Raw genomic sequence first — 23288 nt, 5'->3', positions numbered from 1 at the left:
CCATCCAGCCCTTCATTGCTCGGTATGGCTGCGTACATCCGCTTGGTCAAATGCGCTTCGCGGGCCTGGCGGCGCAAAAACAATCCGCATGGGAAGCCCGCAGGCGTCGTACTCCGGCTCGGCAGGCACCTGCTCAAGCCTCCCTCCGCCGCTCCATGCGGCTGCGGCCAGCACGAGCGCGTCGACGATATCGTCCCGCGCCGCATCCTTGCGGCGGAAGCGCTCCATTGCACAAGCAACAACCTCCGGCGCCTCCGGAAACAGCCGGGATATATGGCTAAGCCGCTCGTCGAAGCCCTGCGGCGTCTTTTTGTTATGGCGCATCGGACCGCCGAACAGCTCCGCCAGGCACAGCTCCGGGTGGGACTCGAACAGCGGCGAGCCGCTGCCCTCAAGCAGCAAGCGGGCCAGCGCATCCGCTTCGCGGATTTTGGGCGCCAGATTCCAGGCTTGCTTCGATAAGCCCGCCCCGGTCAACTGCCGGCTCAGTGCATTAGCCTCGGCATAGCTGCCCGCAGCCAGCGCCTCGCGGATCGGCGCAGAAAAAATGCTGGACGCGCGAAACGGCTTCAGCCGCTGTCTTGCCTCCCCGTCACAGCGCCGCTTGCCGCCATGACTCCCGCTCGCCAGCCCGATGGGCATATCGACCAGAAAGAGGGCCGCATCCCGGTTCCGTTCCCATACGGACAGCAGCTTCGGATAAATCTCCGCAGCCCAGCTCCCGTCCGTCTCAAGCGCGACCGCTATCCAGCCGCCCCGGCAGCCGTCTACTCCTACGAATTTGCGCGCAGAGGTCAATGATACCGCTCCTTCCGTGATCAGGTAACCCGTTACCCGCTATGGTTCGGGCAGGTTATAAGGGAGCGCCGGCTGTATCAGAAGGCACAGCCCAGTCTCCGTCCGTTCCTTCCCACTCCGCATAAAACTGCTTCAAATAAGCTTCCATCACCCGATGCCTGCTCTCGGCGAGCGCTTTTCCGCTTCGGGTATTCATCCGGCCCTTCAGCAGCAGCAGCTTCTCATAAAAATGATTGACTGCCGAAGTCGCTCCGCTCCGGTACGATTCCGGCGTCAGCTGCTCGCGGTAAGGCAGCTCCGGATCATAGATCGCATGCCCTTTCCAGCCTGCATAGGCGAACGTCCGGGCAATCCCTATCGCGCCCAGCGCGTCAAGACGGTCGGCATCCTGCACCACCTGGGCTTCTTTGGTCGTTACCGGCGGCTGATTCCCGCCTTTAAATGAAATCGTGCCAATAATCTCCATCACGTGCTCAAGCACAACCGGTTCAATTTGCTGCCCCGTCATCCAGGTCCTCACTTTGTCCAGGCCTGCTTCAGCGGAGTCGTTCAGCTTCTCATCGGCCACATCATGCAGCAGTGCCGCCAGCTCGCATACGAAGCCGTCCGCCTGCTCCTCCGCCGCAAGCCGTTTGGCGGTATTCGTCACCCGGACAATATGCCACCAGTCGTGGCCGCTGGAGTCCTGTCCCAGCTGCTCCCGGACATAATGCCTCGCTTCGTCCAATTGTCTCTCTCTTTTGTCTATGTCTAGCATAAGGAGCCTGCCTTTCCGATACTCATCCATCTATTTTTTTCTTAATGAGTATACCTCTCCGCTATATTCGGTACAACTATACAATCAATACTCGTGATATTTTCATATACATGACTTATATCCCGTAGAAGGGTTGCTAGGGTCACCCGATGCAAACAAAACCAAGAATTAAGGAGTGAACATTGTGGCAAAAGGCGTCGTCGACGTATATGTCTCAAAGGATTTGGATGATAGTACCATTGTCCTTTTCGTAGATTGTGCAACAGGCATCCCCCACAATTTGAATACGATCCGAACCGGAACCCCGGTCGTTCTGCAGCGTGAGAGCGTCAAGGCCGAGGTCCGGCTCGTTCAGGACAGCGACAAAGAAAGCGGCTATAACTATATGGAGATGAGCCCGGACAACGCCAAACGATTCGGCATCCGGGACGGGATGCGGTTTGTGCTGTCCCAAGAGGATAACGGAAAGACACTGACCATGCGCCGTATTACGTCCAGCAGAGCGTTAGGGCTGCTGCTCGCCGATCCGGGGAAAAAGCGCGATGACCGCATTTCCATCGGCTATGCGTTGTTAAGCTGGCTCGGCATCAGCAGCTCGGAGCCCTCCATTACTATAACGAAAGGCTCCCGCACCAAAAAGATGAAGCTGACCATTCCGGAAAATGAGCTCGACGACGATTTCCGTCTGTCTCCGGCCAATTTGAGAGCGTTCGGCCTCCTTCCGCGCAAGCGGCATAAGCTTGAATATAATCAAGCGACCAAGACGCTGCGGATCTTCAGCCAGGCTTCCGTAGCATCGGCCAAACAAAAAAGCAAGCCGGCCGTAAAAGTAAACCGCGTGAAACGTTAGGACGAAGGTCCGTCTATCGAATAGCTGAGCTTCACGCTTCTTCAACCATTTTCCTTCCTATTAAATAGGCGCTGCCGCCGAGGCTGGAGCCCGCTTCGAGAAATCACTTAAAACCTTGCAGCAGCCCTCCGCTCGTAAACCTAAATAAAAGAGTTTGCCCGCCGTCGAATCGGCAGGCAAACTCTTTGTTATTTCTATCAGCAGGCTGCAAGAATGCGGGCCAGCAGGGCTGTGCGGCACCGGCAGCTCCGCCAGCGTAATGTACTCCTCGGGCGAGTGCGCGAAGTCCCCGCTTGCGCCAAGCCCGTCGAGCGTCGGCACCCCGCAGGCTGCGGTGAAGTTGCCGTCGCTCACCCCGCCGGTCGCCGTCTCGCCGAGCGGCAGACCGAGCTCCGCCTCCGCGATGCGCTGCGCCAGCGCGAACAGCCTTGCGCTCTCCGCCGTGCGCTCCATCGGCGGCCGCATCATCCGCCCGCGCACGGCGACCTGCGCCTGCGGGTGCTGCGCCTGCAGCGCAAGCAGCGCCGCATGCACGCGCTCGGCCTCCGCCTGCGTCGGCACGCGAACGTCGATGTCCGCCTCGGCGTAATCGGCCACCACGTTGGTGCCGATGCCTCCCCGGACCATGCCGACGTTCACGTGCGTGCCGACGGCCGCGTCGGACATCGCGTGCAGACGCTGGATCTGGAGCGCCAGCTCCTGGATCGCGGACACGCCCCGGTCCGGGGCGACTCCGGCGTGCGCGGAGATGCCGCGCACTTCCAGCTTGTAACGCCCGCTCCCCTTGCGGGCGGTTTTCAGCGCGCCCAGCGGGGCCATGGGCGGCTCCAGGACGAGGGCGGCGCTCGCAGTGCGCGCCAGCTCCTCGATCAGCCCGCGCGATGTCGGGCTGCCGATTTCCTCGTCGCTGTTGAGAAACAGCACGATTGTTTTGTCCTCCGGCCAGGCACCCGTGTCCTGGAGGGCTTTCATTGCATACAGCGCCTGCAGCACGCCCGCTTTCATATCATAAACCCCCGGGCCGTAAGCCTTTCCGTCCTTGACGGTAAAAGGCCTCCGGGCCGCTTCCCCTTCGGGCCACACGGTATCGTAATGGCCAACCAGCATGACCCGGCGGCTGCCTGTCCCGATCTCTATCGCCAGCCGGTCTCCGGCCTCCGGATGAACCAGACGCTGTACGCGGGCGCCGAGCAGTTCTATCGCTAGAGCCGTGAACCAATCGGCCATCAGGTCATTGTGCTTTTTGCTGGCGGAAGGCGAGTCCATGTTGACACAGGCTTCCAGCTGCTGAAGCAGCCGGGGCATGTAAGTTTCAATCTGAGCAAGTAGTGACATAACGCTTTCCAAACCTTTCCGCTTCAGAATCACCGTCGAAGGGTTAATGTGACTGGGAATTGGAGCCGAACAACCGGTCCAATCCGAAAACAAATTCAAGAATAAGAATAAATACAAGGCTTAACAAAATGACCACCGATGAAATCGAAGCGACCAGCGGGTCCAACGTTTCCTGCATATAGCTGAAAATTGCCAGCGGCAGCGTCGTCATCGAGGGCGACACCATAAACAGAGACACCGTCACGTTATCGAACGAGGTCAAGAAAGAGAAAATAAATCCGGAAATGAGCGCCGGCTTCAGCAGGGGCAGCGTAATGTCGCGAAACACATGCCCTGGCTTGGCCCCCAAAATATAAGCCGCCCGCTCCAGCGTATAATCGTAAGAGCTGAGTCCGGTCAGCGTCAGCCTGACGACAAAAGGCACCGAGATCAGCAGATGCGTGGCGAGCAGTCCCCAGAACGTCCCGGCAAGCGAGATGCGGGTGAAGAAGAGCAGCGCCGCAATCCCGATAATGAGCGAAGGGATCGTCAAAGGCGACAGCAGCAGTGCGTTGATGAGCCTCCGGCCGCGAAAATCGTACTTATGCAGCGCCAGCGCCGCGATCGTGCCGATCAAGGTCGCAAACACCGCGGTGATGACCGCAAGCTCGATGCTAAAGATGAAGGAATCGATAAACTCCGGCCGATCCGCTATTTTTTCATACCATTTAAAAGAAAAGCCCTGCGGCGGAAACGACAGCACGTTGTTGGACGTGAGCGAAACCGGGATGACCACCAGCAAAGGCGAAATCACGAACAAAATGACGGCAAACGTAATCATGCCTAACCAAGGAATGCGCCGCATCATGATGAGAACACCTCTTTATACCGTTTCGTTTCGATCAGGCGCGTAAACAAGGCGACCAGCGCGTAGGTGGATGCGAGCAGCAGGAAGGACAGCGCCGCCCCGAGCGGCCAATTGAGCGTAGCCATAATTTTCTCGTACGCAATAACCGGCATCACCTTGACGGAGGTGCCCCCCATCAATGCAGGCGTCACGAAGGCGCTCATGGATAAGCTGAACACCAGTGTAATGCCCGCAATCATGCCTGGAAGACTAAGCGGAAGGGTAATCGTGAGAAAAGCGCGCAGCCGGGATGCCCCCAAAATTCCCGCCGCTTTATACAAAGAGGTGTCGATAGCGTACAGGCTCGTTGCAATCGACAAGACCATATAAACGACGAACGAATCGACCAGACCGATAACGACCCCCAATTCATTGTAGAGCAGCCGAAGCGGCTCATCGATAAGGCCCAGATTGAGCAGCGTCGTATTGATCCATCCCTTGTCTCCGAGAATAACGACCCAGCCGAAATTACGGATGACGACGCTGATCAGGTGGGGCGAAATAATGAGGAAGGTCACGATGCCGCGTAATTTCCCCGTCGTTCTTGCCATAAACATGGCAACCGGATAAGCCAGCAGCAAAGACGCGGCTACCGTATACAGGCTCAGCTTGATCGTACGCCACAGCACCTGCGCATAATAAGGGTCCTGCACGAACAGCAGGTATTGCTTCATCGTAAATTGCTGATGCTCATCCTGAACGCTCTGCAAAAAGATATACAGCATCGGCAGTAAAAAAGCGACGATCAACAGGACAAGACCGGGAGTCAGCAGCAAGAGAGCCGTCCGCAGTGATCCTTTATTGCTTTGAACCGCTCCAGCCATCGCTTATTGCCCCTTTCCCGGAAAAACGAATACATCCGCCGGATGCCACGATAAGCTTACCTGCTGTCCTGCAGTCAAAGACTGAGGCTGCAGCCCGGCCGGAACGCGGACCATCATCGTCTCGCTGCCGACCGCGACCTCGCACTCGATGAAGGAGCCGAGAAAGGCCAGCTGCCTGATCTGCCCGGCAACCGACACGCGCTCTTGTGTTACGGATGCTTCCGCTTGTCCCGCCGGCTCCAGATAAATTTTCTCCGGGCGCAAATAAATGGACACCGGCTGACCCGAAGCGAAAGCGCGGCCTCTCGGGCTTGCCGTCAGTGTAAATACCTGCTCTCCCTGGCCGGCGAGAAGCTCAACGTGCTCCCCGCGCAGCCCTGTTACATGGCCGGTCAAACGGTTGGATTTGCCGATAAAGGTATGCACGAATTCCGAAGCAGGCTCATTGTAAATCTCGTACGGCGTACCGATCTGCTCCACCTTCCCGTGGTCGAGAACAACGATCCGGTCCGACAGGTAGAGCGCCTCTTCCTGGTCATGCGTGACAAAAATCGTGGTAACGCCCGTTTCCTTGTGCAGCCGCTTAAGCTCCTCCCGCAGCTCCTCGCGGAGCTTCGCATCCAGGTTGCTCAGCGGTTCGTCGAGCAGGAGCAAGGACGGCTCCGTCACGAGCGCACGAGCAATGGCGATCCGCTGCCGCTGGCCGCCGGACAACTGCTTCGGATACCGGTCGGCCACGTGGGGCAGCTTAACCAGCTCCAGCGCCTGGGCTACGCGCGTCTTGATTTCCTCTTTGGCTGCCTTGCGGAGCTTCAAGCCGTAGCCTACATTATCGGCCACACTCATATGCGGAAACAGCGAATATGTCTGAAACACCATCCCGAGATCTCTGCGGTTCGCCGGTACGCCGTTCATCCGCTTGCCCTTGATCCACAGCTCGCCCTGATCAGGGTCCAGAAACCCTGCAATCATATTTAATGTTGTCGTCTTGCCGCACCCGGACGGGCCGAGGAAGGAAATGCATTCTCCCCGTTCAATCTGCAGATCGAATCGGTCTACAACCACGTTCGAGCCGAAGGTCTTTCGTATCCCATGAAGTTCAACATCAAATGTTTTTGCCACGCCCGATCACCCTTCTACCTTTCTACTTGCCGACTTTAGGTGCAATCTCTTTATTGAAACGGTCAATCCACTCCGGCGTCTTGCTGCCTACGGTTTCCAGATCGAATTTGACGATTTTGCTATTGTCAAAACTGAGCATTTTGGCGGTTTCCATCGGCAGGTTCACTTTGGTTACCGGATTATAATAAAGCTTGGTCGCATAAAGCTGTTGAACGTCGTCGGACAGCAGGAACTCGATGAACAGCTTCGCTGCGTTCGGATTTTTCGCGCCTTTAATCATCGTCGCTACATTCGGTACCAGATTCGCGCCTTCCTGCGGCACGACGAACTTCATATCCAGACCTGCATCCTTCTGAACAAGACTGCGCGCCATCGTCCAGGTCGTGTAGACTGCCGATTTGTTTTGAAGATTTTGCTGCAGCTGGGCTGCGCTCTTCGCAAAGGTAGGCATATAACCGGCAATAGTTTTCATTTTCTCAAAGCCTGCATCCATATTTTTCTCGGAGCCGCCGTTGGCATAAGCCAGCATAATCAGCGTCGAGCGCCCGAAGTTGCTGGAGATTTCAGACAGGGTCAAGTTACCTTTCATTTCGGGACGGGTCAAATCGTTCCATGACGTAGGCACCGGAAGATTTTTCTCCTTCACGAGGGCTTCGTTATAGGAAATCCCCATCGGAGTGAAGTTAACGGCAACGCCGCTGTTATCCTTCGTCTTCAGATCGTCCGAAATTTTGCTCATGCTCGGAATATCCTTCTCGCTAAGCGTTTCCCACAGCCCTTCGACACGGCCGGCCTCCTGCTCGCCACCTTCCACAATGGTAACGTCCATTTGCGGAGAAGCCTTCTGCGCTTTAGCCTTCGCTACAATCTCCGTCGATACGCCGGATACGTAGGTTAGCTTTACATCGGGATATTTCTCGTTAAACCGTTTGAAAATTTCGTCCTTCATCAGCTGCTCAACGGTTGCCCCGTTGCCTGCAACGATCAGCTGCTTCTCCGGCTTCAACGCCGCATCGGACGTTCCGCCTGCAGCGGGCGCCGAGGATGCCGGAGCCTTGTCTCCCGACGTTCCACAGCCTGCCAACAAACTTCCGAGTAATACTGCTACAGATAATGCCGAGGTTGCCTTTTTCAACATGATGTGACCTCCCAAAAATAATATTCTTGATCAGAAACCGCGCCCGTTCAAGCTTGCTTGATAGAAAAACCTGACTGTTTCAACGCGCTCCAATACAATACGGATGGAATGATATACCGATAAATCTCTTTATTGTTCACTATATACGAACAATGTTTTCTATACGTGAAAAACATAAACAAATTTTAGCATGATTTGGTTCTGATTACAACGAAAAATATCCAAGTTTCCAACTAGTAAAAAAGGGTTAGGTATGTTAAAATACCAATATTTTCGTACTCGTCCCAAGGGGAGAAGGGATTATTTATGGAAACCTACTTGTCATCGGTTAAAAACAGCTGCCACCTGCTGAAGCTCTTCTTGGGCACGTCCAAGGAGCTCGGGGTGACGGATATCAGCAAACGATTAGGGTTGTCCAAAGGCGCCGTCCATAAGCTGCTTATCACCTTGGAAAGTGAAGGGCTGATTCGCCAAAATCCGGCCAACAAGCAGTATTCGCTCGGTTACACGCTGCTGGAGTTAGGTAATAAAGTACTGGTCGATCATAATATGGTCGAATTTGCGCGTCCCCATCTGAAGACGCTTGCCGCTACAACCAGAGAGCTGGTCTGCCTCTGCGTGATAGACGGGAAGGATGCCATCTATGTCGATAAGATCGACTCGCAGTATCCGATTCGCTTCGATATCGAGGTGTACCGCCGTTTCCCGCTGTACGCCACCTCGGCCTCCCGCTCCATCCTTGCCTTCCAGCCGGAGGAGTGGATCGATTCCGTCGTGCTGAGCGAGGAGCTGCGCACCTTTACGCCGCATTCCTTGAAGCAGCCTGCCGAGATCAAGCAGCGGCTGCAGACGATTCGCGAGCGCGGCTACGAGGTCAGCTCCAATCTGCGGAACGTCGGCGTCACCGGGATCGCCGCGCCGATATTTGATACGGCTGGACAGGCTATTGCCGCCGTCAGCACGATCGGCCCGACCGACCGGATGCTCGTATCCGAGAAGGAGTGGATCGAAGCGGTTCTATTCACGACCCGCTCCATCTCCTCCGAGCTCGGCTATAAAGCCGGCTTATCGTAATCGCAGCCGCCCAAGCTGCCGCTGCATTCATTTCTGCAGCGGCGGCTTGGGTTCTTTGCATCCAGTCGATTTCTTCCTCGGCCCTTATCCCAAGAAGCACTCGAGGACGCATCCTTCCTCGTTTTTCTCGTCTACTACAACGTTCGAGGATGCCTCTTCCTCACCCCAGTCCTCTGCACGCTCGATAACGCCTTCTTCCTCGGCTCTCCTCTCCTGCAACACTCATAACGCGCCTTCATCTCCTTGTCTCCCGTCCCCCATGCTCAAAGACGCCTCACTTCCCCTTGCGCAGCGTCCAAGGACGCCTCGTCCCCAGCTCCCGTTCTCGCGGGACTCAATGATGCTGCCTTTCCTCATCCCCTGTCCTCCCGCTCTATCTCCGCTGAGGGCTGGCCCCTTGGCCTGCCGATAACGGCAAAAAAGCCTGAAGCCGCAGCAGTCTGCAGCCCCAAGCTTTTAATTATTCATAGGCTATGCGCCTTTATTACTTGCCCAAAATATGAATCGGGTGGCCCAAAGCGACTTCCGCCGCTTCCATCGTAATTTCGCCCAATGTCGGATGCGCATGAATCGTCAATGCGATATCTTCCAATGTAGCGGCCATTTCGATAGCAAGCGCCATTTCGGCGATCAAGTTGGATGCTTCCGCGCCAACGATTTGAGCGCCTAACAGCAAGCCGGAATCTTTATCGCCGACCAGCTTCACGAAGCCTTCCTTCAGGTTCATCGATTGCGCGCGTCCGTTGGCGCCGTAAGAGAACTTACCTGTTACCACGTTGATGCCTTTCGCTTTGGCTTCGGTTTCGTTCAAGCCTACGCTTGCGATTTCCGGATCGGAGAACACAACCGCAGGAATACATTTGTAATCCACAACGCTAGGCAGTCCGGCAATCGCTTCGGCAGCGACTTTTCCTTCATAGGATGCCTTGTGCGCCAGAGCCAGACCCGGTACGATATCGCCGATCGCATAAATATGCGGAACGTTCGTTTGGCCTTGCTCGTTCACTTTAATCATACCGCGCTCGCCAACTTCAATGCCAGCCAGCTCAAGCGACAGATCGCCATCGGTGTTCGGCCGGCGTCCGACAGTTACGAGCACGTATTGTGCCGTTACTTTCTTCTCTTCGCCTTTAACCGTGAACGTTACTGTCACGTCTTTGTCCGTTTGCTCGCAGCCTTGAGCCAGAGCTTCGGTGTGCACGTCCACTTCAAGTTTCTTAAGGTTGCGCGCAACCAGCTGCGACATTTCCTTCTCAAAGCCAGGAAGCACGGTGTCGGAGCCTTCCAGCACCGTAACCTTCGTACCGAATTTCGCGTACGTTTGGCCGAGCTCGATACCGATATAGCCGCCGCCGATGACGATCAGGCTTTCCGGAATTTCCGGCAGATCCAATGCTTCGGTCGAAGACAGGATGCGGCCGCCATACGGGAATGCTTTCAGCTCGATCGGACGGGAGCCTGTCGCGATGATGCAGTGGTTGAAGCGGTAGCGGGCCGTTTCGTTGTCGTTAAACAAACGCGCTTCGTGATCGTTGATGAACAAAGCTTCACCGTTGAACACTTGGATCTTGTTGCCTTTCAGCAATCCGGATACGCCGCCGGTTTGCTTCTTGATGATGCTGCTTTTCCATTCCTGGACTTTCGTGAAATCAACTTTTACGTTTTCAGCCGAAATCCCGATAGATTCGCCATGCTTGGCTTGCTCATAATGGTGCGCAGCCGTAATCAGCGTTTTGGAAGGGATACATCCGCGGTTCAAGCACACGCCGCCCAATTCCGATTTATCTACGACCAGTACGCTTTTGCCCAGCTGGGCGGCACGAATGGCCGCCACATATCCGCCGGGACCTGCACCAATGACGAGAACGTCTATCTCAACGGAAGCGTCTCCTACTACCATTGCTTACACCTCCAAAATGAGCAGCTCTGGATCAGCCAGCAGCTGTTTGATATAGTTCATGAAGTTTTGAGCCGTAGCTCCGTCGATAATACGGTGGTCGAAGCTCAAGGACAATGCCATGACAGGCGCTACGACAATCTCACCGTTCTTCACAACCGGCTTCTCGGTAATGCGGCCTGTACCCAGGATCGCCACTTCAGGGAAGTTGATGATCGGTGTAAAGAACATGCCGCCTGCGGAACCGATGTTCGTAATGGAGATGGTGCTGCCTTTCATTTCGCTGCCGCTCAGCTTGCCGTCGCGTCCGCGTGTAGCAAGGTCTTTGATCGCTTCGGCGATGGTCCAAATATTTTTACGATCCGCATCCTGGATTACAGGAACGATCAAGCCGTTGTCCGTATCCGTTGCGATACCGATGTTATAGTACTTTTTGTAGACGATCTCGTTTTTCTCTTCGTCGATCATCGCGTTCATTGCAGGGAATTGACGCGCAGCCGCTACCAGGGCCTTCACGATGAAAGGCAGGTACGTCAGCTTGACGCCTTTCTTCTCTGCCGCTGCTTTCGCTCTGCCGCGCAGGGCGACGAGCTGCGTTACGTCGACTTCGTCCATCAGCGTCACGTGCGGAGCCGTGTAAGCCGATTTCACCATCGCGTTGGCGATCGCTTTGCGGATGCCTTTGAGCGGCACGCGCTCTTCGACGCGGTCGCCGCCTACAGCCGCTGCCGCCGTCGATGGCGCTGCTGCAGGTGCCGCTGCGGATGCCGGAGCTTCGCCCGCCGCTGCTGGAGCTGCCGCCGCCGGTGCGCCGCCTGCGGCAAAAGCGAGTACATCTTCCTTCGTCACGCGGCCGTTGCGGCCGGTAGCTGTGACTTGCGCGATGTTGACGCCCTTTTCGCGTGCCAGCTTGCGCACGCTAGGGGTTGCCAGGACCCGCGCCGCTTGCCGCTGTCGGTGCCGGTGCTGCGGCCGCAGGTGCCGCTGGAGCTGCTTCCGGCGCAGCTGGAGCCGCCGCCGCCGCTGCAGGAGCAGCAGGTGCCGCCGGAGCTGCGCTCTCGCTGTGGCCGTGGCCCGCTTGCTGCGGCACGGCGCCTTCGACTTCCATCGTTGCGATCAGGTCGCCGATGGTGCACATGGTGCCTTCGGCCACTTTGATTTCCACAATTTTACCTGCTACCGGAGAAGGTACTTCTACTGTGGATTTATCGTTTTGAACTTCCATGATGATTGTTTCGTCATCTACAACATCGCCTGGCTTGACAAGCCATTTGACGATCTCGCCCTCGTGAATCCCCTCGCCCAGCTCTGGGAACTTATATTCAAAAATCGCCACGATACAACCTCCTAAGGGATGGCGTACCGGGAGGAGGTGGGGTTGCAGCAAGTTTAAACCGGTATGCGATGAGAAACTGCGGTTCCGCCATGTGTAAACCGCCTCCGGCCGCTGTTGAAAACGGGCTTCTTGAATATGTACGCCCCTTTAAGGGGTAAAGCCCGTTTTCAAAGGCGGCGCGTAAACTCTCCGGCGGTTACACATGCCTCCACCTTCGCTCATCGCAAGGTTTTAGCTCACTGCAAAAGCCACGCGTCAGCTCCCGCTACGCTTTTAGTTAAAATACCCGTTTGCTTGTCTCCGCAAACGTTACCTATATATCAACGCTCCCTGATAAGGGGAGCGTTTTTGACAAAACCGGCCGCGAAGCGTGGAGGGGTGGAACATATTTGCCGCAGGAGCAAAGCGTCCGCCTTTGAAATGGTGAATCCACAATAGAACAATGCAATAAATGATTCACCATTTCAACAGCGGCCGGAGGCAAATATGTTCCAACCACGCAGCCCGCTCGCAGTCCTCCGGGCTTTTGTCAGCAGGCCGCTCCCTATCAGGAGCGCCCTCCTAGAAATCCAGTACTTTATTCAAACCGGCTACGATGCGGGCAGGGTTAGGCAGCCATTGATCTTCGACTTGCGCGAACGGATATACTGTATCCGGAGGCGTAACGCGAAGCACCGGAGCTTCCAGGTGCAGAATCGCTTTTTCGTTGATCTGCGCGATAACCTCAGCGGCAACGCCGGATGTTTTTTGCGCTTCTTGTACGATAATGACGCGGTTTGTTTTCTTCACGGATTCAACAATGGTGTCGATATCCAAAGGAATCAGCGTACGCAGGTCGATAACCTCGACTTTGGCGCCACGAGTTTTTTCGATTTCTTCTGCAGCTTTCAGGGAAGTATGAACCATCGCGCCGTACGTGATGATCGTTACATCGGAGCCTTCACGAACGACATTCGCTTTACCGATAGGCACCGTGTACTCACCTTCCGGCACTTCCGCACGGAAAGAACGGTACAAGTTCAAATGTTCCATGAAGAACACCGGATCGTTATCGCGGATCGCGGAGATCAGCAGGCCTTTGGCATCGTAAGGGTTCGAAGGAACAATCACTTTAATACCAGGCGTTTGAACCAGCAAGCCTTCCAACGGGTCCGTGTGAAGCTCAGCCGCTTTTACGCCGCCGCCAAAAGGCGTACGGAAAGTAATAGGAGCATTGTAGCGTCCGCCGGAACGGTAACGCATACGGGCTGCTTGAACACAGATTTGGTCTAACGCTTCATAAATAAAACCGACGAATTGGATCTCGGCTACCGGACGGAAGCCTTGAATCCCCATCCCTACGGCCATACCGCCGATAGCGGACTCCGCCAGCGGCGTATCGAATACGCGCTCTTCGCCGAACTCTGCTTGCAGGCCTTCCGTCGCACGGAACACGCCGCCTACTTTACCTACGTCTTCCCCGAATACAACAACGTTAGGATCGCGCTCTAACTCTACGCGCATGGCGTCCTTAATCGCTTGAATCATTGTCATTTGAGCCATTGGTACGTTCCTCTCCTTTACCCGATATAATCGGCTTTTTGCTCTTCCAAATGTGCCGGTGTCGTTTCGAACATGCTATCGATCAAGCCTGGAACCGTCATTTTCTCGGTTTCTTCCGCTTTTTTGATTTGCTCAGCTACAGTCGCTTTTGCTTCTTCCACTACTTTGTTCTCTTCTTCTTCGGACCATAGGCCTTTTGCCGTCAAGTACGTACGGAAACGGGTCAACGGATCTCTCGTCGCTTCCCACTCTGCCGTTTCTTCTTTCGTACGGTATTTGGACGGATCGTCACCGGACATCGAGTGAGGCAGGAAACGGTAAGTAATAGCTTCGATCAGTGTAGCGCCTTCGCCGTTGCGGCCGCGCTCTGCTGCGTCTTGAACTGCTTTGACTACAGCCAATACGTCCATACCGTCTACCTGAACGCCTTTTACGCCGGCAGCAACCGCTTTGTGCGCAACGGATTCCGCAGCCGTTTGTTTAGCGAAAGGAGTCGTGATGGCATAGCCGTTGTTTTGTACTACGAAAATGGCCGGCAATTTGAATGCGCCTGCGAAGTTCAAGCCTTCGTAGAAGTCGCCCTCGGAGGAACCGCCGTCGCCTGTATATGTGATCGCTACGCGCTTTTGTCCGCGTTTTTTGAATGCCATTGCAACGCCCATCGCGTGCAGAATTTGTGCGCCGATGATGATTTGCGGCATCAATACATGTACATCTTCAGGAATTTGACCGCCGTGCTGATGACCGCGGGAATATAAGAAGGCTTGGTACATAGGAAGACCGTGCCATACGATTTGAGGCATGTCGCGGTATCCCGGGCAAATGAAATCATCTTTATTCAAAGCGAACTCGCTGCCGACCATGGAAGCCTCTTGTCCGGATACCGGAGCGTAGAAACCAAGACGTCCTTGACGAGTCAAGTTAACTGCGCGCTGGTCCCACGTACGTGTGAACACCATACGTCTCATAAGTTCTTTTAGCTGATCATCCGACAAATTCGGCATTTCTTGTTCGTTTACCACGGTACCGTCCGGTGCTAAAACAGATAAAGGCTGCACCTTGGACACTGCCACTTCATATGGCTTACTCATGTACATTCACCTCAACGATAGATTTTGATGCCTTGAAAGCATTGTTTCTGTTATAGTAGTATTATAAACCTGTTTTCTCTAATAACACAACTACTTACTTGAAAAATATGAACTTTCCCAATAACAACGTATATAACAGTTATAAAAAACATATGGTACAGATAACAAAAAGCGAGCAAACTATTATAATACACTTGGAGGTAAGCCCGTATGGACGACAGTATTTATTATAAAAGGACCGTGGTCAAAGAGCTGGTTCCCTCTCAGGCCCTGGGAGAAGAAAGAGCGGTTCGCGTGTTTCTTCCGCCCGGCTATCAGGAAATCGTGTCATATCCTGTCATCTATTGTCAGGACGGAGAACAGTTCTTTAACTTCGGCCGGATCGTTACCCATATGAACCGGCTCATATTCGATGAGGATGTCCAGCCCGCCATTATCGTAGGCGTAGATGTGAATACCGCCGTCCGTACATCGGAATATGCGCCTGAGGGGTCACGATTTAAAGCTTACTGCCAATTTTTCGCCGAGGAGCTGCTTCCTTTTATCGAGAGCAAATATTCCGTACGCACCGAGCCCGCCGAGCGGATTCTGGCCGGCGATTCCTTGGGCGGAACGGTTTCGCTGCACCTTGCCTTAGATTATCCTAGCCTATTTTCGAACGTTATATCCTTGTCCGGCGCATTTTTGCAGTCGACCCGGGAGCGGATCGGCCGGGAGGCGGATTTATCCTGGCTGCGCCTGTATATGCTGATCGGTCTCGACGAACTGGAGGTCACCACCGAGAGGGGAACCTTCGATTTTCTCGATGCCAACCGGCAGACCCGGACGATTCTGGAAGCCAAAAGCTGCCGCATGACCTATGAGGAAAAGCCCGGCAAGCATTTGTGGGGCTTCTGGCAGAATGAGCTGCCTGCCGCCATGAAGCTTTTTCTATAAAAGGGCACGCGCTATTTCGCCCCGAAACGAAGAAAACTCTCCTGCAGAAGGCCGCCGGCCCTAACAGGAGAGTTTTTTATTTAAATGCCATATCTGGTCTTCATAGCGTCGATCATTTCCAAAACCTGCTCTTCCGCCGGCAGCTCCGGCGCCTGCACAGGCCGGTCATCCGCAGCCGGCAGCTTATGCCTTCTGACCGTCTGCTTCACCGCATCGATAAACCGCACGGGATCCGAAATCCCCGCAAGCTCCTCCAAACTCGCCATACTATCCTCGGTTACATGAGGATAGCTGCCGCTTTCGGCTCCTTGCGCCGCTCGGCGGTAAAACTCCCGCGCAAGCTCAGCCTTCGAGGCGCCGCTGCCCGTAATCACGACAAAAGCCTGCACGACGATCGCCTTCGCCTGCCGGCGCTGGGCAATGCCGCAAAACTTTTTCCCGCGGATGCTGAGATCATAATCTCCCGGACAATAAGAGCCTGCGATTTCCCCCTTGGCCACATCCGACGCTGCAGACAGCAGCGACGCTTGAATCAGGCGGTACATCGTTTCAAAATCGCTCCGAAAATCGATCTGCCCCTGCTTCTTCGGGAGAATGAGCGATACGTTCACTACGCCTAAGTCAAGCGGAACGGCTGCGCCGCCGGAATTTCTTACCGCTACCGAGTAGCCTTGCGCCTCCAGCCAATGTCTGGCGTCTGCAGCTTGCGGCAGGCGGCTGTCTCTTAAGCCCATCACCAGAGCCCTGGGGTGTCTCCATAGATGAATCAGCGGCGCTCCGCCTTCTCCGACCTGACGGCAGAGCAGCTCTTCAAGCGCAAACGAATACAAAACCTCTTCCTGCTCCAAGTGCTGCGTCCGGTCCCAAATTAAAATATTGCCGGGTAACGACCATGCTTCCTCTTCCACCATCGTGCTCCTCTGTTCCCTACTCTTTGTTCTCGTTTCTCATTTCATTATTGTACAGCACTTGTTTAAAAATACGGATTAAGTGATCTATATCTTCATCGGGCAAATCGCCGAAATATTTTTCAACGTTAGCTTTGCGTCTCGAACGGATGGAGCCCAGCATTTTGCGGCCTTCCTCCGTTATGGTCAAATAAACCACTCTCCGGTCTTCCTCGTTACGTTCTCTTTCCACATAACCCGAAGCAATAAGCTTATCCGTCAGCGCCGTAATGGCTCCTGAAGTATAGCACAGCGCTTCCGCAATCTGTGACACCTTCTGCGGTCCTTCCAATTCCAGCTTTTCAAGAAAAAAGCCTTGGGCCGCGGTCATTCCGTTTTCGCTGAATTTGTTCCACGAGCTGGTCATTGTCCGGAAAAACTGCCGGAAGATCTCTTCGAATTCAAATAGATGGCGGTGATCTGTCAAGAGGCTGCCTCCTTTCTGTAATGGGCTTAGAACTATTTTAACATGTAATACGAAGATGTCCCGAAATTGTTTCACGAATTTTTCACACAAAAATATATTGACGATTCTCCTGTTCGCATGATATTTTTTCCATAAATAGTTTTAACATAAAAATTTATAAGTATGAATGTTTTTGTCTTTTATTTTTTTAAAGGTAAAAATGTTCCATGCCTATTGAAAGGGGGGAGCCGACTTGGGGCACTTGGAGGACAAACTGGACGAGTTCGAGCAGCTTGTTCAACGGGCAATGTGCCAAACCAACAAATGGAGCATGCCTGAGCATACGCTCTCGAAGCAGCAGTTTCTATTGATGTTTACCCTGAACCATCACCGCCGCATGACCATCAGCGATTTGGCCGAACAGCTGTACCTCTCACCGAGCGCCACAACGATTGCCGTCAACCGGCTTGTCCGCGACAGCTACATACTGCGCACAAGGGACGTCTCGGACCGAAGAGTGGTTTGGGTTGAACTGACAGAACAGGGGACAGGGATGCTCAATGAGCTGAGAAGCTTCCGCAGGTCGCTGCTGCTGCGTATGTTCAGCAATTTGACGGAGGCCGAGGTAGATCAGTTTCTTGCCATCACCTGCAAAATGCTGAGCCGCATTAAAGATCCAGAATAATTTTATTTTTCCGGACAGGAAAGGAGCATCACAAGCAATGAAGAAAAAGGTCATTTTATTGACGGTACTCGTGTTGATTCTACTCGGAGGCGGGGCCGGAGGCACTTATTATTACGCGATTGCCAGCAAATACATCAGCACGGAGGATGCCCGCATCCAGGGGGATTTGCGCGCCATCTACCCGCCGGGAGCCGGTAAATTAATCGAATGGAATTACAAGGAAGGCGACTCCTTCAAGAAAGGCGACGTGCTCGGTATTGTCGAGACCGTTCCTGCACACGGAAATACGCCTGCGCAGACGCAGGACATTATTGCTCCGGAGGAAGGTACGATTCTGCAGTTTAACGGGATCCAGGATCAGATGGTATCCTCCAGCAGCGCTATCGCAATGAGCGCGAACCTGGACCAGCTGTACATATCCGCCAATCTCCAGGAAACGGAAATTGCCGATGCCAAGGTGGGCAATCCCGTAACCATTACGGTTGACGCCTATCCGGGCGCCGTCCTTACCGGCCATGTGGAGCGTCTGGGGCTGGGCACGAACGCGTCCTTCTCCCTGCTGCCTTCTTCCAACGCCAGCGGAAACTTCACCAAAGTGATCCAGCGTATCCCGGTCCGCATCGCCTTGGACAGCTATCAAGGGCAGCGTCTCGTACCGGGCTTAAACGTCACCGTCAAGATTGAAAAATAACGCTTCGCAAGTAAATGCACTTACAGGAAGGAGGAGCTTGCTTGGCTTCTACTGCTGCCCCTGCGGCCGGCGTGCCGCAAACGGCTAAATCCGGCGGCGTCGCTCTGCCTATGCTGGCTGTCATCCTTGCCGTATTCATGGCCATTCTCGATACGAGTATCGTCAATGTGGCCATTCCCAAGATGATGTCGGTGTTCGGCGTAAACCAGTCCCAGATTGAGTGGGTCGTTACAGCCTACGCGCTTGTGAGCGGCGCCCTCGTCCCAGCCACAGGCTATTTAGGCGACCGCTTCGGCTATAAACGCATGTTTCTCATCTCGATGGTCGTATTCACCATTGGCTCCGGTCTGTGCGGAGTCGCATGGAGCAACAACAGCATGATCTTGTTCCGCATTGTTCAAGCTTTGGGCGGCGGCGCTTTGATGCCGATCAGCATGGCGATGATTTTCCGCATGTTCCCTCCCGAGAAGCGGGGTATGGCCATGGGCTTGTTCGGGATCGCCATCATGTTCGCGCCTGCAACGGGCCCGACGCTCAGCGGCTATATCGTTGAATATTTGGATTGGCGCCTGATTTATACGATCAATGTTCCTATCGGTATTATCGATTTTTTCCTGGCGCTAGCCGTGCTCAAAGAATTCAAAGCGCCCGTCATTCAGAAATTTGACTTGTGGGGCTTTATCACCTCCAGCGGAGGCCTCGCCTCACTGCTGTACGGGGTAGGCAAAGTAACGGAGAAGGGCTGGTCCGATTCGGAGGTCGTCACTTTTATTACGATCGGCTTGGTCTGTCTTGTCATTTTCGTCGTCATCGAGCTGACGATCGATCATCCTCTGCTGGATTTGTCGCTGCTTAAAAATTTGACTTATACGCTCTCGCTTATTATTTCAAGTATCGCTACGCTGATTATGATGGGGGTTCTGTTCCTGCTCCCGGTGTTTCTGCAAAATTTATCGGGTCTGTCGGCGATTCAGACCGGTCTGATCCTGCTGCCGCAGGCTGTCATGTCAGGCATCATGATGCCGATTGCCGGCGCTTTGTTCGATAAAATCGGCGCGCGGCTGATTGCTGTCATCGGCTTGACGATTACGGGCATCTCGCTGTACCTTTCCTCGGCGCTCGATATCACGACCGCCTTCTCGACGCTCATTTTCTGGCTGGTGCTGCGCGCCGTCGGCATGGGGCTGATGATGATGCCGATTCAAACGGCCGGGATGAACCAGGTGCCGATGCACAAGATGGGCCAGGGCACCGCGCTCTCCAATACGATCCGCCAAATCAGCGCCTCCTTCGGCATCGCTTGGCTGGGACTGATGTTCTCGCAGCGGACGACGTTTCACAGCGCCGATTTATCCAGTCAGTTAAATATGTTTTCAACGAGTGTGTCCACGCATTTTGCCCAGCTGCAGAATCAGTATATGGGCATGGGGCAGTCCGCCGCCCAGGCACACGTCAGCGCACTGAGCTATTTAGGCGGTCAGGTGCAGCTGCAGTCGACCATTATGGGCTTGCAGGACGTATTTGTTATCACCTCCCTGCTCTCTTTTGCAGCGGCTGTGCTTTCCATCTTCTTGAAAAATACAAAGTCCGCAGGCGGACCTAAAGCCCATGTGATGGGTGAATAAACCGATTTACGCAACGATTTTATTGTAAAGGGGTACATATCCAAATGATGAGTAGGATTTCCAAACGTAACCGCTTGAACCACATGCTTCTCACCGGTATGATTGTCGCTTTGAGCGGCATGGTCGCAGCGGGCTGCTCCGTCAGCGGAGCAAGCGGCAGCGGCGTCAAATCCGTCAAAACGGCTCTGGCCGCGAAGCAGAAAGTCAATGAAAAGCAGGAGATTGATGCGGATGTCGTGTCTTCCTCTCAAGTCAACGTCATAGCCAAAGCCGGCGGCGACGTGAAAAACATGCTGAAAAAACGCGGGGATGCCGTCCAGCAGGGCGAGGTGCTGTTCTCGCTCGACACGGAGGATACGGAAAGAGCCCGGACCAAGACGGAGCTGTCCAAGCAAAACCTGCAGGCGCAAATCGATAAAACCCGAGAGGATCTCGCCACGAACCGCGGCGTTCTTCAGAATACGGTCGAGAAGCTGAAGCTGAGTATCGCCGATATGGAAAAGACCTACAATAACACGCGCAACGATTACGACGCCGGTCTTGCTACCAAGAATCAGATGGAGAAAGTGGAGACCCAGCTGAAAACCGCTCGTCTTGATCTTGATACGGCCCAGAAGCAGCTGGCCAATCTCGATGCCACCGATCCCTTGGCCTCACTGAGAATTCAGCTGGAAGCCGCGGACGTATCGCTGCAGGATATCGACAAGACGCTCTCCGACTTCGAGGTTAAAGCGCCGATCAGCGGCATCTTGACTGAGCTGAGTCCCGAGCAAGGCGTTACCGTGCAGGCGAACTCCGTCGTTGGGGTTATCCAGCAGCAAAATCCGATCAAAATCCATGCCGATTTGACGGAAACTGCGGTCAAGCTTGTCCGCGGCAAGAAAGAGCTGACATTTACCGTACCGGGAAGCAGCGATACATGGACCAGGACCGTCAGTTATTTGGCGGACGTGATGAGTCCGCAGAGCAAAACCTTCGTGCTTGAGCTGAGTACGGCGAATCCCGACCTGAAGCTGAAAAGCGGGATGCGCGTCAAGCTGCAGCTCGGCGAGGATACGGTTCAGGATATCGTGACCGTACCTACCGCCGGCATCGTAAAAGAAGGCAACGACAGCTATGTCTATGTGGTAAACGGCGAGCAGGCCGAGAAAGAAAAGTGACTTTGGGACGCAGCGTCGATTCCGCCAAGGAAGTGCTGAGCGGCGTGAAGGATGGCGAACAGATCGTCGTCTCCGGCGTGCAGGATCTGAAGGATCAGGATAAAGTCGAGGTTCGCAAGTAAGACTTGCTGGAGCCGTAAGCATATCATTGGAGGAGAACCATGAAAATCATGTTGAAAAAGGCCGTGACGGCCGCTCTTATTTCATCCGCGCTGCTGACGTTCCAAGGCGCAGCCGTCTTCGCGGACGGCGCTCAGGAAATCGCGATCGACAACCGGTATCCCGCTACGCTGCAAGGACCGCTGCAGGTCAAAATCAACGGTCTGCTGAGCGAGCATACACTAAGCGGCACCCGTATCGGCGTACAGGTCAAAATGTATAATGTATCCAACGACACGGTCCGCGTCCCGGACTTTGAAGTTCGTGTCCTGACGGAAAACGGCGCGAAATATGTGCTGCGGGGCAGTGCCGACAACCCGGTTTCCGTTCCGCCGATGTCCAACAGCACGCTGAGTTATTTGGCGCAGGTGGATCTGCCCGTGGACGTGAAGCCCACGGATCTTATCTGGATTGACGTCAACAAGGACGTTTACCCGAAAGTAGAGACGACGATGCTGGACCTGCCGGTAAGCAACCTGGTCTGGTACGGCGATAATTCGGCTGTGACCGACCCATCGGCTGTTAAAGCCTGGGGCGAAACGTTTACGATTCCTTCCGTCGACTCAGCTTTAACCTACACTCCGGTAAGCTTGACAACCGACTTCAAGGGGCAGAATCCTGTACAGCTGGTCAAGCTGCTCGTACAAAATCCGGGGATTCAGACCGAGACGATCCCGGCCATTACTTTGAACGGCAAATCGGCTTCTCAGATTTACAAAGGCAGCCCGTCCGATCAGAATGTCAGTTCGCTGGATCCCGGCGGGAAAAAGTACATTTACTTCTCGATACCGACCGATTTGGATACGCAGCTGAACAGCTTTACTTTGTCGACCACGGAGTCCTATATTTCGCCTAACCGCACGGATGCTGCCGCCAATGTCAGCTATACTATCGGCCGTCTCAGCATCGGACTTCCAACCGCCGAGCAAACGACGAATGACAGCACGCAGCCGGTTTCTTATACGATGAATACTCCATTGCCTATTGATCCGATCAACAATGTGGTCAATCCGAATATTTCCGTGTCTGTCGTTGATCTGCAAATGTATGAAAACAAAGGCATGGGCTACCAGACCGGCGTCGTCAAGCTGAAGTTTTCGAATCGCAGCGATAAGCCGCTCCCGGTTCCGCAATTCGCGGCTGAACTGGTGGGCAGCGGCTTCTCCTATGCCGGCGTTCGCACGAATGCAGCCGCAGCCTTGGTCGTGCCCGGCACCGATTATGTCGTGACGTATGCGTTCGTTCTTCCTTTGAAAGACGCCAAAGAGCAGTATGTGCTGAAGCTTATCGACGATAAAACGGCGGCACCTTACAAGGTCACCTTCTCGCAAGCGATCTTGAATGTTTCCCACCCTTCGCAGGAGCCTCTGCATCTGGTCATGTATCCTTACGAGTTGAACATTCATGACTGGGCTCTGAGCACCATTGCCGGGATCAACCAAACGACGCAATCCTATGCATACAACTACAAGCTGAGTATTAACATGGACTTAATCAGCAATGATTCTGTAATGGTGGACGCGAAGTACAGCAAGCTTCTGATGGAGCTTGAGAATGCAAGCGGCCGCACGATAGCGTCTACAACGCTCGACTTGAACGGAGAAAACCGGTTGACGACCGGCCAGCAGCTGATCTACTTCAAAGATACGCAATCCGATCAGCTGGAATATCCGTTAACGCTGAATATGTATGAAGTGATCGATACGCCGAGCGAACCGGCCAGAAGACTCGTCGGAACGCTTAATCAAGCAAAATAATTTCAGCTAAAATCCAAAAAGACTGGCGAGACCTCTACCCGGGTGGTCACAAGCCAGTTTTTTGGTTTATTTTCTTATAGTAACGGGAATTCATCGCGCGCATTATCGGGACGGAACCTCCTGCTTCAGCAGCAGATCCGAGTTAGCCGCGTGCGACGCAACTGCCTCGTGGCATTCATAAATACCGACTGTCGCCCCGAATAAGATAAAAGCGGCCATAACCAAGCGTATGCTTCGTTTCTTTAGTTCCATTGTCGTCCCATCCCTTCCCT

22 protein-coding genes and 2 pseudogenes are annotated in these 23288 nt (G+C 54.2%); 9 read left to right on the top strand and 15 right to left on the bottom strand.

The genetic code is table 11. The features are described 5' to 3' along the window. Positions 1–12: 12 nt before the first annotated feature. A complete protein-coding gene (locus ACHHV8_RS06625; protein ID WP_395157570.1) occupies positions 13–798 on the bottom strand; it encodes a DUF429 domain-containing protein in 786 nt (261 codons plus the stop codon). Between the two features lie 55 nt (positions 799–853). Continuing rightward, on the bottom strand, positions 854–1555 hold the full coding sequence (locus ACHHV8_RS06620) for an HD domain-containing protein (protein ID WP_395157569.1): 702 nt from the start codon (positions 1553–1555) through the stop codon (positions 854–856). Between the two features lie 184 nt (positions 1556–1739). Between ACHHV8_RS06620 and ACHHV8_RS06615 the strand changes: the two genes are divergently transcribed. Beyond that, positions 1740–2405 (top strand): hypothetical protein, encoded by a 666-nt coding sequence (locus ACHHV8_RS06615; protein WP_395157568.1) that lies wholly within the window; start codon positions 1740–1742, stop codon positions 2403–2405. Between the two features lie 197 nt (positions 2406–2602). On the opposite strand, the pseudogene ACHHV8_RS06610 reads toward ACHHV8_RS06615, so the two are convergent. The 5 genes and pseudogenes from ACHHV8_RS06610 to ACHHV8_RS06590 form a co-directional block, all read right to left on the bottom strand. Then, a pseudogene (locus ACHHV8_RS06610) lies at positions 2603–3740 on the bottom strand (M20 family metallopeptidase). Positions 3741–3783: 43 nt separating this feature from the next. Continuing rightward, positions 3784–4584: an ABC transporter permease gene (locus tag ACHHV8_RS06605; protein WP_395163439.1), complete on the bottom strand. Its 801-nt coding sequence runs from the start codon at positions 4582–4584 to the stop codon at positions 3784–3786. Then, positions 4584–5450 (bottom strand): ABC transporter permease, encoded by an 867-nt coding sequence (locus tag ACHHV8_RS06600; protein WP_395157567.1) that lies wholly within the window; start codon positions 5448–5450, stop codon positions 4584–4586. The genes ACHHV8_RS06605 and ACHHV8_RS06600 overlap by 1 nt, the downstream gene beginning before the upstream one ends. Before the next feature lie 3 nt (positions 5451–5453). Continuing rightward, positions 5454–6572, bottom strand: coding sequence for an ABC transporter ATP-binding protein (locus ACHHV8_RS06595; RefSeq protein ID WP_395157566.1), 1119 nt, complete (start codon positions 6570–6572; stop codon positions 5454–5456). A gap of 22 nt (positions 6573–6594) precedes the next feature. Beyond that, complete coding sequence (locus ACHHV8_RS06590; protein WP_395157565.1) at positions 6595–7710, bottom strand: ABC transporter substrate-binding protein; 1116 nt, start codon at positions 7708–7710, stop codon at positions 6595–6597. A gap of 306 nt (positions 7711–8016) precedes the next feature. On the opposite strand from ACHHV8_RS06590, the gene ACHHV8_RS06585 reads away from it, so the two are divergent. Next, on the top strand, positions 8017–8784 hold the full coding sequence (locus ACHHV8_RS06585; protein WP_395157564.1) for an IclR family transcriptional regulator: 768 nt from the start codon (positions 8017–8019) through the stop codon (positions 8782–8784). Between the two features lie 222 nt (positions 8785–9006). Here ACHHV8_RS06585 and ACHHV8_RS06580 read toward each other — a convergent pair whose 3' ends face one another. From ACHHV8_RS06580 to pdhA, 5 genes and pseudogenes are all read right to left on the bottom strand, one after another. After that, positions 9007–9141, bottom strand: a complete 135-nt coding sequence (locus ACHHV8_RS06580; RefSeq protein ID WP_395157563.1) for a hypothetical protein — start codon at positions 9139–9141, stop codon at positions 9007–9009. Between the two features lie 127 nt (positions 9142–9268). Next, positions 9269–10684, bottom strand: a complete 1416-nt coding sequence (gene lpdA, locus ACHHV8_RS06575; protein WP_395157562.1) for a dihydrolipoyl dehydrogenase — start codon at positions 10682–10684, stop codon at positions 9269–9271. Between the two features lie 3 nt (positions 10685–10687). Then, positions 10688–12017 (bottom strand): annotated as a pseudogene (locus ACHHV8_RS06570) (dihydrolipoamide acetyltransferase family protein). 561 nt (positions 12018–12578) lie between these two features. Beyond that, complete coding sequence (locus ACHHV8_RS06565; RefSeq protein WP_395157561.1) at positions 12579–13559, bottom strand: alpha-ketoacid dehydrogenase subunit beta; 981 nt, start codon at positions 13557–13559, stop codon at positions 12579–12581. Between the two features lie 17 nt (positions 13560–13576). Beyond that, positions 13577–14650 (bottom strand): pyruvate dehydrogenase (acetyl-transferring) E1 component subunit alpha, encoded by a 1074-nt coding sequence (gene pdhA / locus ACHHV8_RS06560; protein ID WP_395157560.1) that lies wholly within the window; start codon positions 14648–14650, stop codon positions 13577–13579. Between the two features lie 210 nt (positions 14651–14860). Here pdhA and ACHHV8_RS06555 point away from each other — a divergent pair, with 210 nt between their 5' ends. Continuing rightward, positions 14861–15586, top strand: coding sequence for an alpha/beta hydrolase (locus tag ACHHV8_RS06555; RefSeq protein ID WP_395157559.1), 726 nt, complete (start codon positions 14861–14863; stop codon positions 15584–15586). An 80-nt stretch (positions 15587–15666) separates the two neighbouring features. Here the strand turns inward: ACHHV8_RS06555 and ACHHV8_RS06550 are convergent, their stop codons facing one another. Both ACHHV8_RS06550 and ACHHV8_RS06545 read right to left on the bottom strand, forming a co-directional pair. Beyond that, positions 15667–16497, bottom strand: coding sequence for a lipoate--protein ligase family protein (locus ACHHV8_RS06550; RefSeq protein WP_395157558.1), 831 nt, complete (start codon positions 16495–16497; stop codon positions 15667–15669). Between the two features lie 16 nt (positions 16498–16513). Then, on the bottom strand, positions 16514–16960 hold the full coding sequence (locus ACHHV8_RS06545; RefSeq protein ID WP_395157557.1) for a MarR family winged helix-turn-helix transcriptional regulator: 447 nt from the start codon (positions 16958–16960) through the stop codon (positions 16514–16516). 232 nt (positions 16961–17192) lie between these two features. Here ACHHV8_RS06545 and ACHHV8_RS06540 point away from each other — a divergent pair, with 232 nt between their 5' ends. Genes ACHHV8_RS06540 through ACHHV8_RS06515 form a run of 6 tightly spaced genes read left to right on the top strand, consistent with a single transcriptional unit; the run spans position 17193 to position 23016 of the window. Next, positions 17193–17624 carry a MarR family winged helix-turn-helix transcriptional regulator gene (locus tag ACHHV8_RS06540; protein WP_395157556.1) on the top strand — a complete coding sequence of 144 codons (432 nt, stop codon included), beginning with the start codon at positions 17193–17195 and terminating at the stop codon, positions 17622–17624. Positions 17625–17661: 37 nt separating this feature from the next. Then, positions 17662–18315: an efflux RND transporter periplasmic adaptor subunit gene (locus tag ACHHV8_RS06535; protein ID WP_395157555.1), complete on the top strand. Its 654-nt coding sequence runs from the start codon at positions 17662–17664 to the stop codon at positions 18313–18315. Positions 18316–18356: 41 nt separating this feature from the next. Then, the gene (locus ACHHV8_RS06530; protein WP_395157554.1) at positions 18357–19940 is read left to right on the top strand and encodes a DHA2 family efflux MFS transporter permease subunit; all 1584 of its coding nucleotides are present in this window, start codon (positions 18357–18359) and stop codon (positions 19938–19940) included. Positions 19941–19984: 44 nt separating this feature from the next. Beyond that, positions 19985–21100 (top strand): efflux RND transporter periplasmic adaptor subunit, encoded by a 1116-nt coding sequence (locus ACHHV8_RS06525; protein ID WP_395157553.1) that lies wholly within the window; start codon positions 19985–19987, stop codon positions 21098–21100. Continuing rightward, positions 21097–21222 carry a hypothetical protein gene (locus ACHHV8_RS06520; RefSeq protein ID WP_395157552.1) on the top strand — a complete coding sequence of 42 codons (126 nt, stop codon included), beginning with the start codon at positions 21097–21099 and terminating at the stop codon, positions 21220–21222. The genes ACHHV8_RS06525 and ACHHV8_RS06520 overlap by 4 nt, the downstream gene beginning before the upstream one ends. Positions 21223–21261: 39 nt before the next feature. Further along, the gene (locus ACHHV8_RS06515; RefSeq protein ID WP_395157551.1) at positions 21262–23016 is read left to right on the top strand and encodes a hypothetical protein; all 1755 of its coding nucleotides are present in this window, start codon (positions 21262–21264) and stop codon (positions 23014–23016) included. Between the two features lie 102 nt (positions 23017–23118). Here the strand turns inward: ACHHV8_RS06515 and ACHHV8_RS06510 are convergent, their stop codons facing one another. Continuing rightward, a complete protein-coding gene (locus ACHHV8_RS06510; RefSeq protein ID WP_395157550.1) occupies positions 23119–23268 on the bottom strand; it encodes a hypothetical protein in 150 nt (49 codons plus the stop codon). Positions 23269–23288 lie beyond the last annotated feature (20 nt).

The sequence above is a fragment of the Paenibacillus sp. TAB_01 genome (assembly GCF_043945595.1).
GTDB lineage: Bacteria > Bacillota > Bacilli > Paenibacillales > NBRC-103111 > Paenibacillus_S.
The sequence above is the reverse complement of the archived record's forward strand: the minus strand, read 5'-3'. Positions and strand labels throughout refer to the sequence as shown.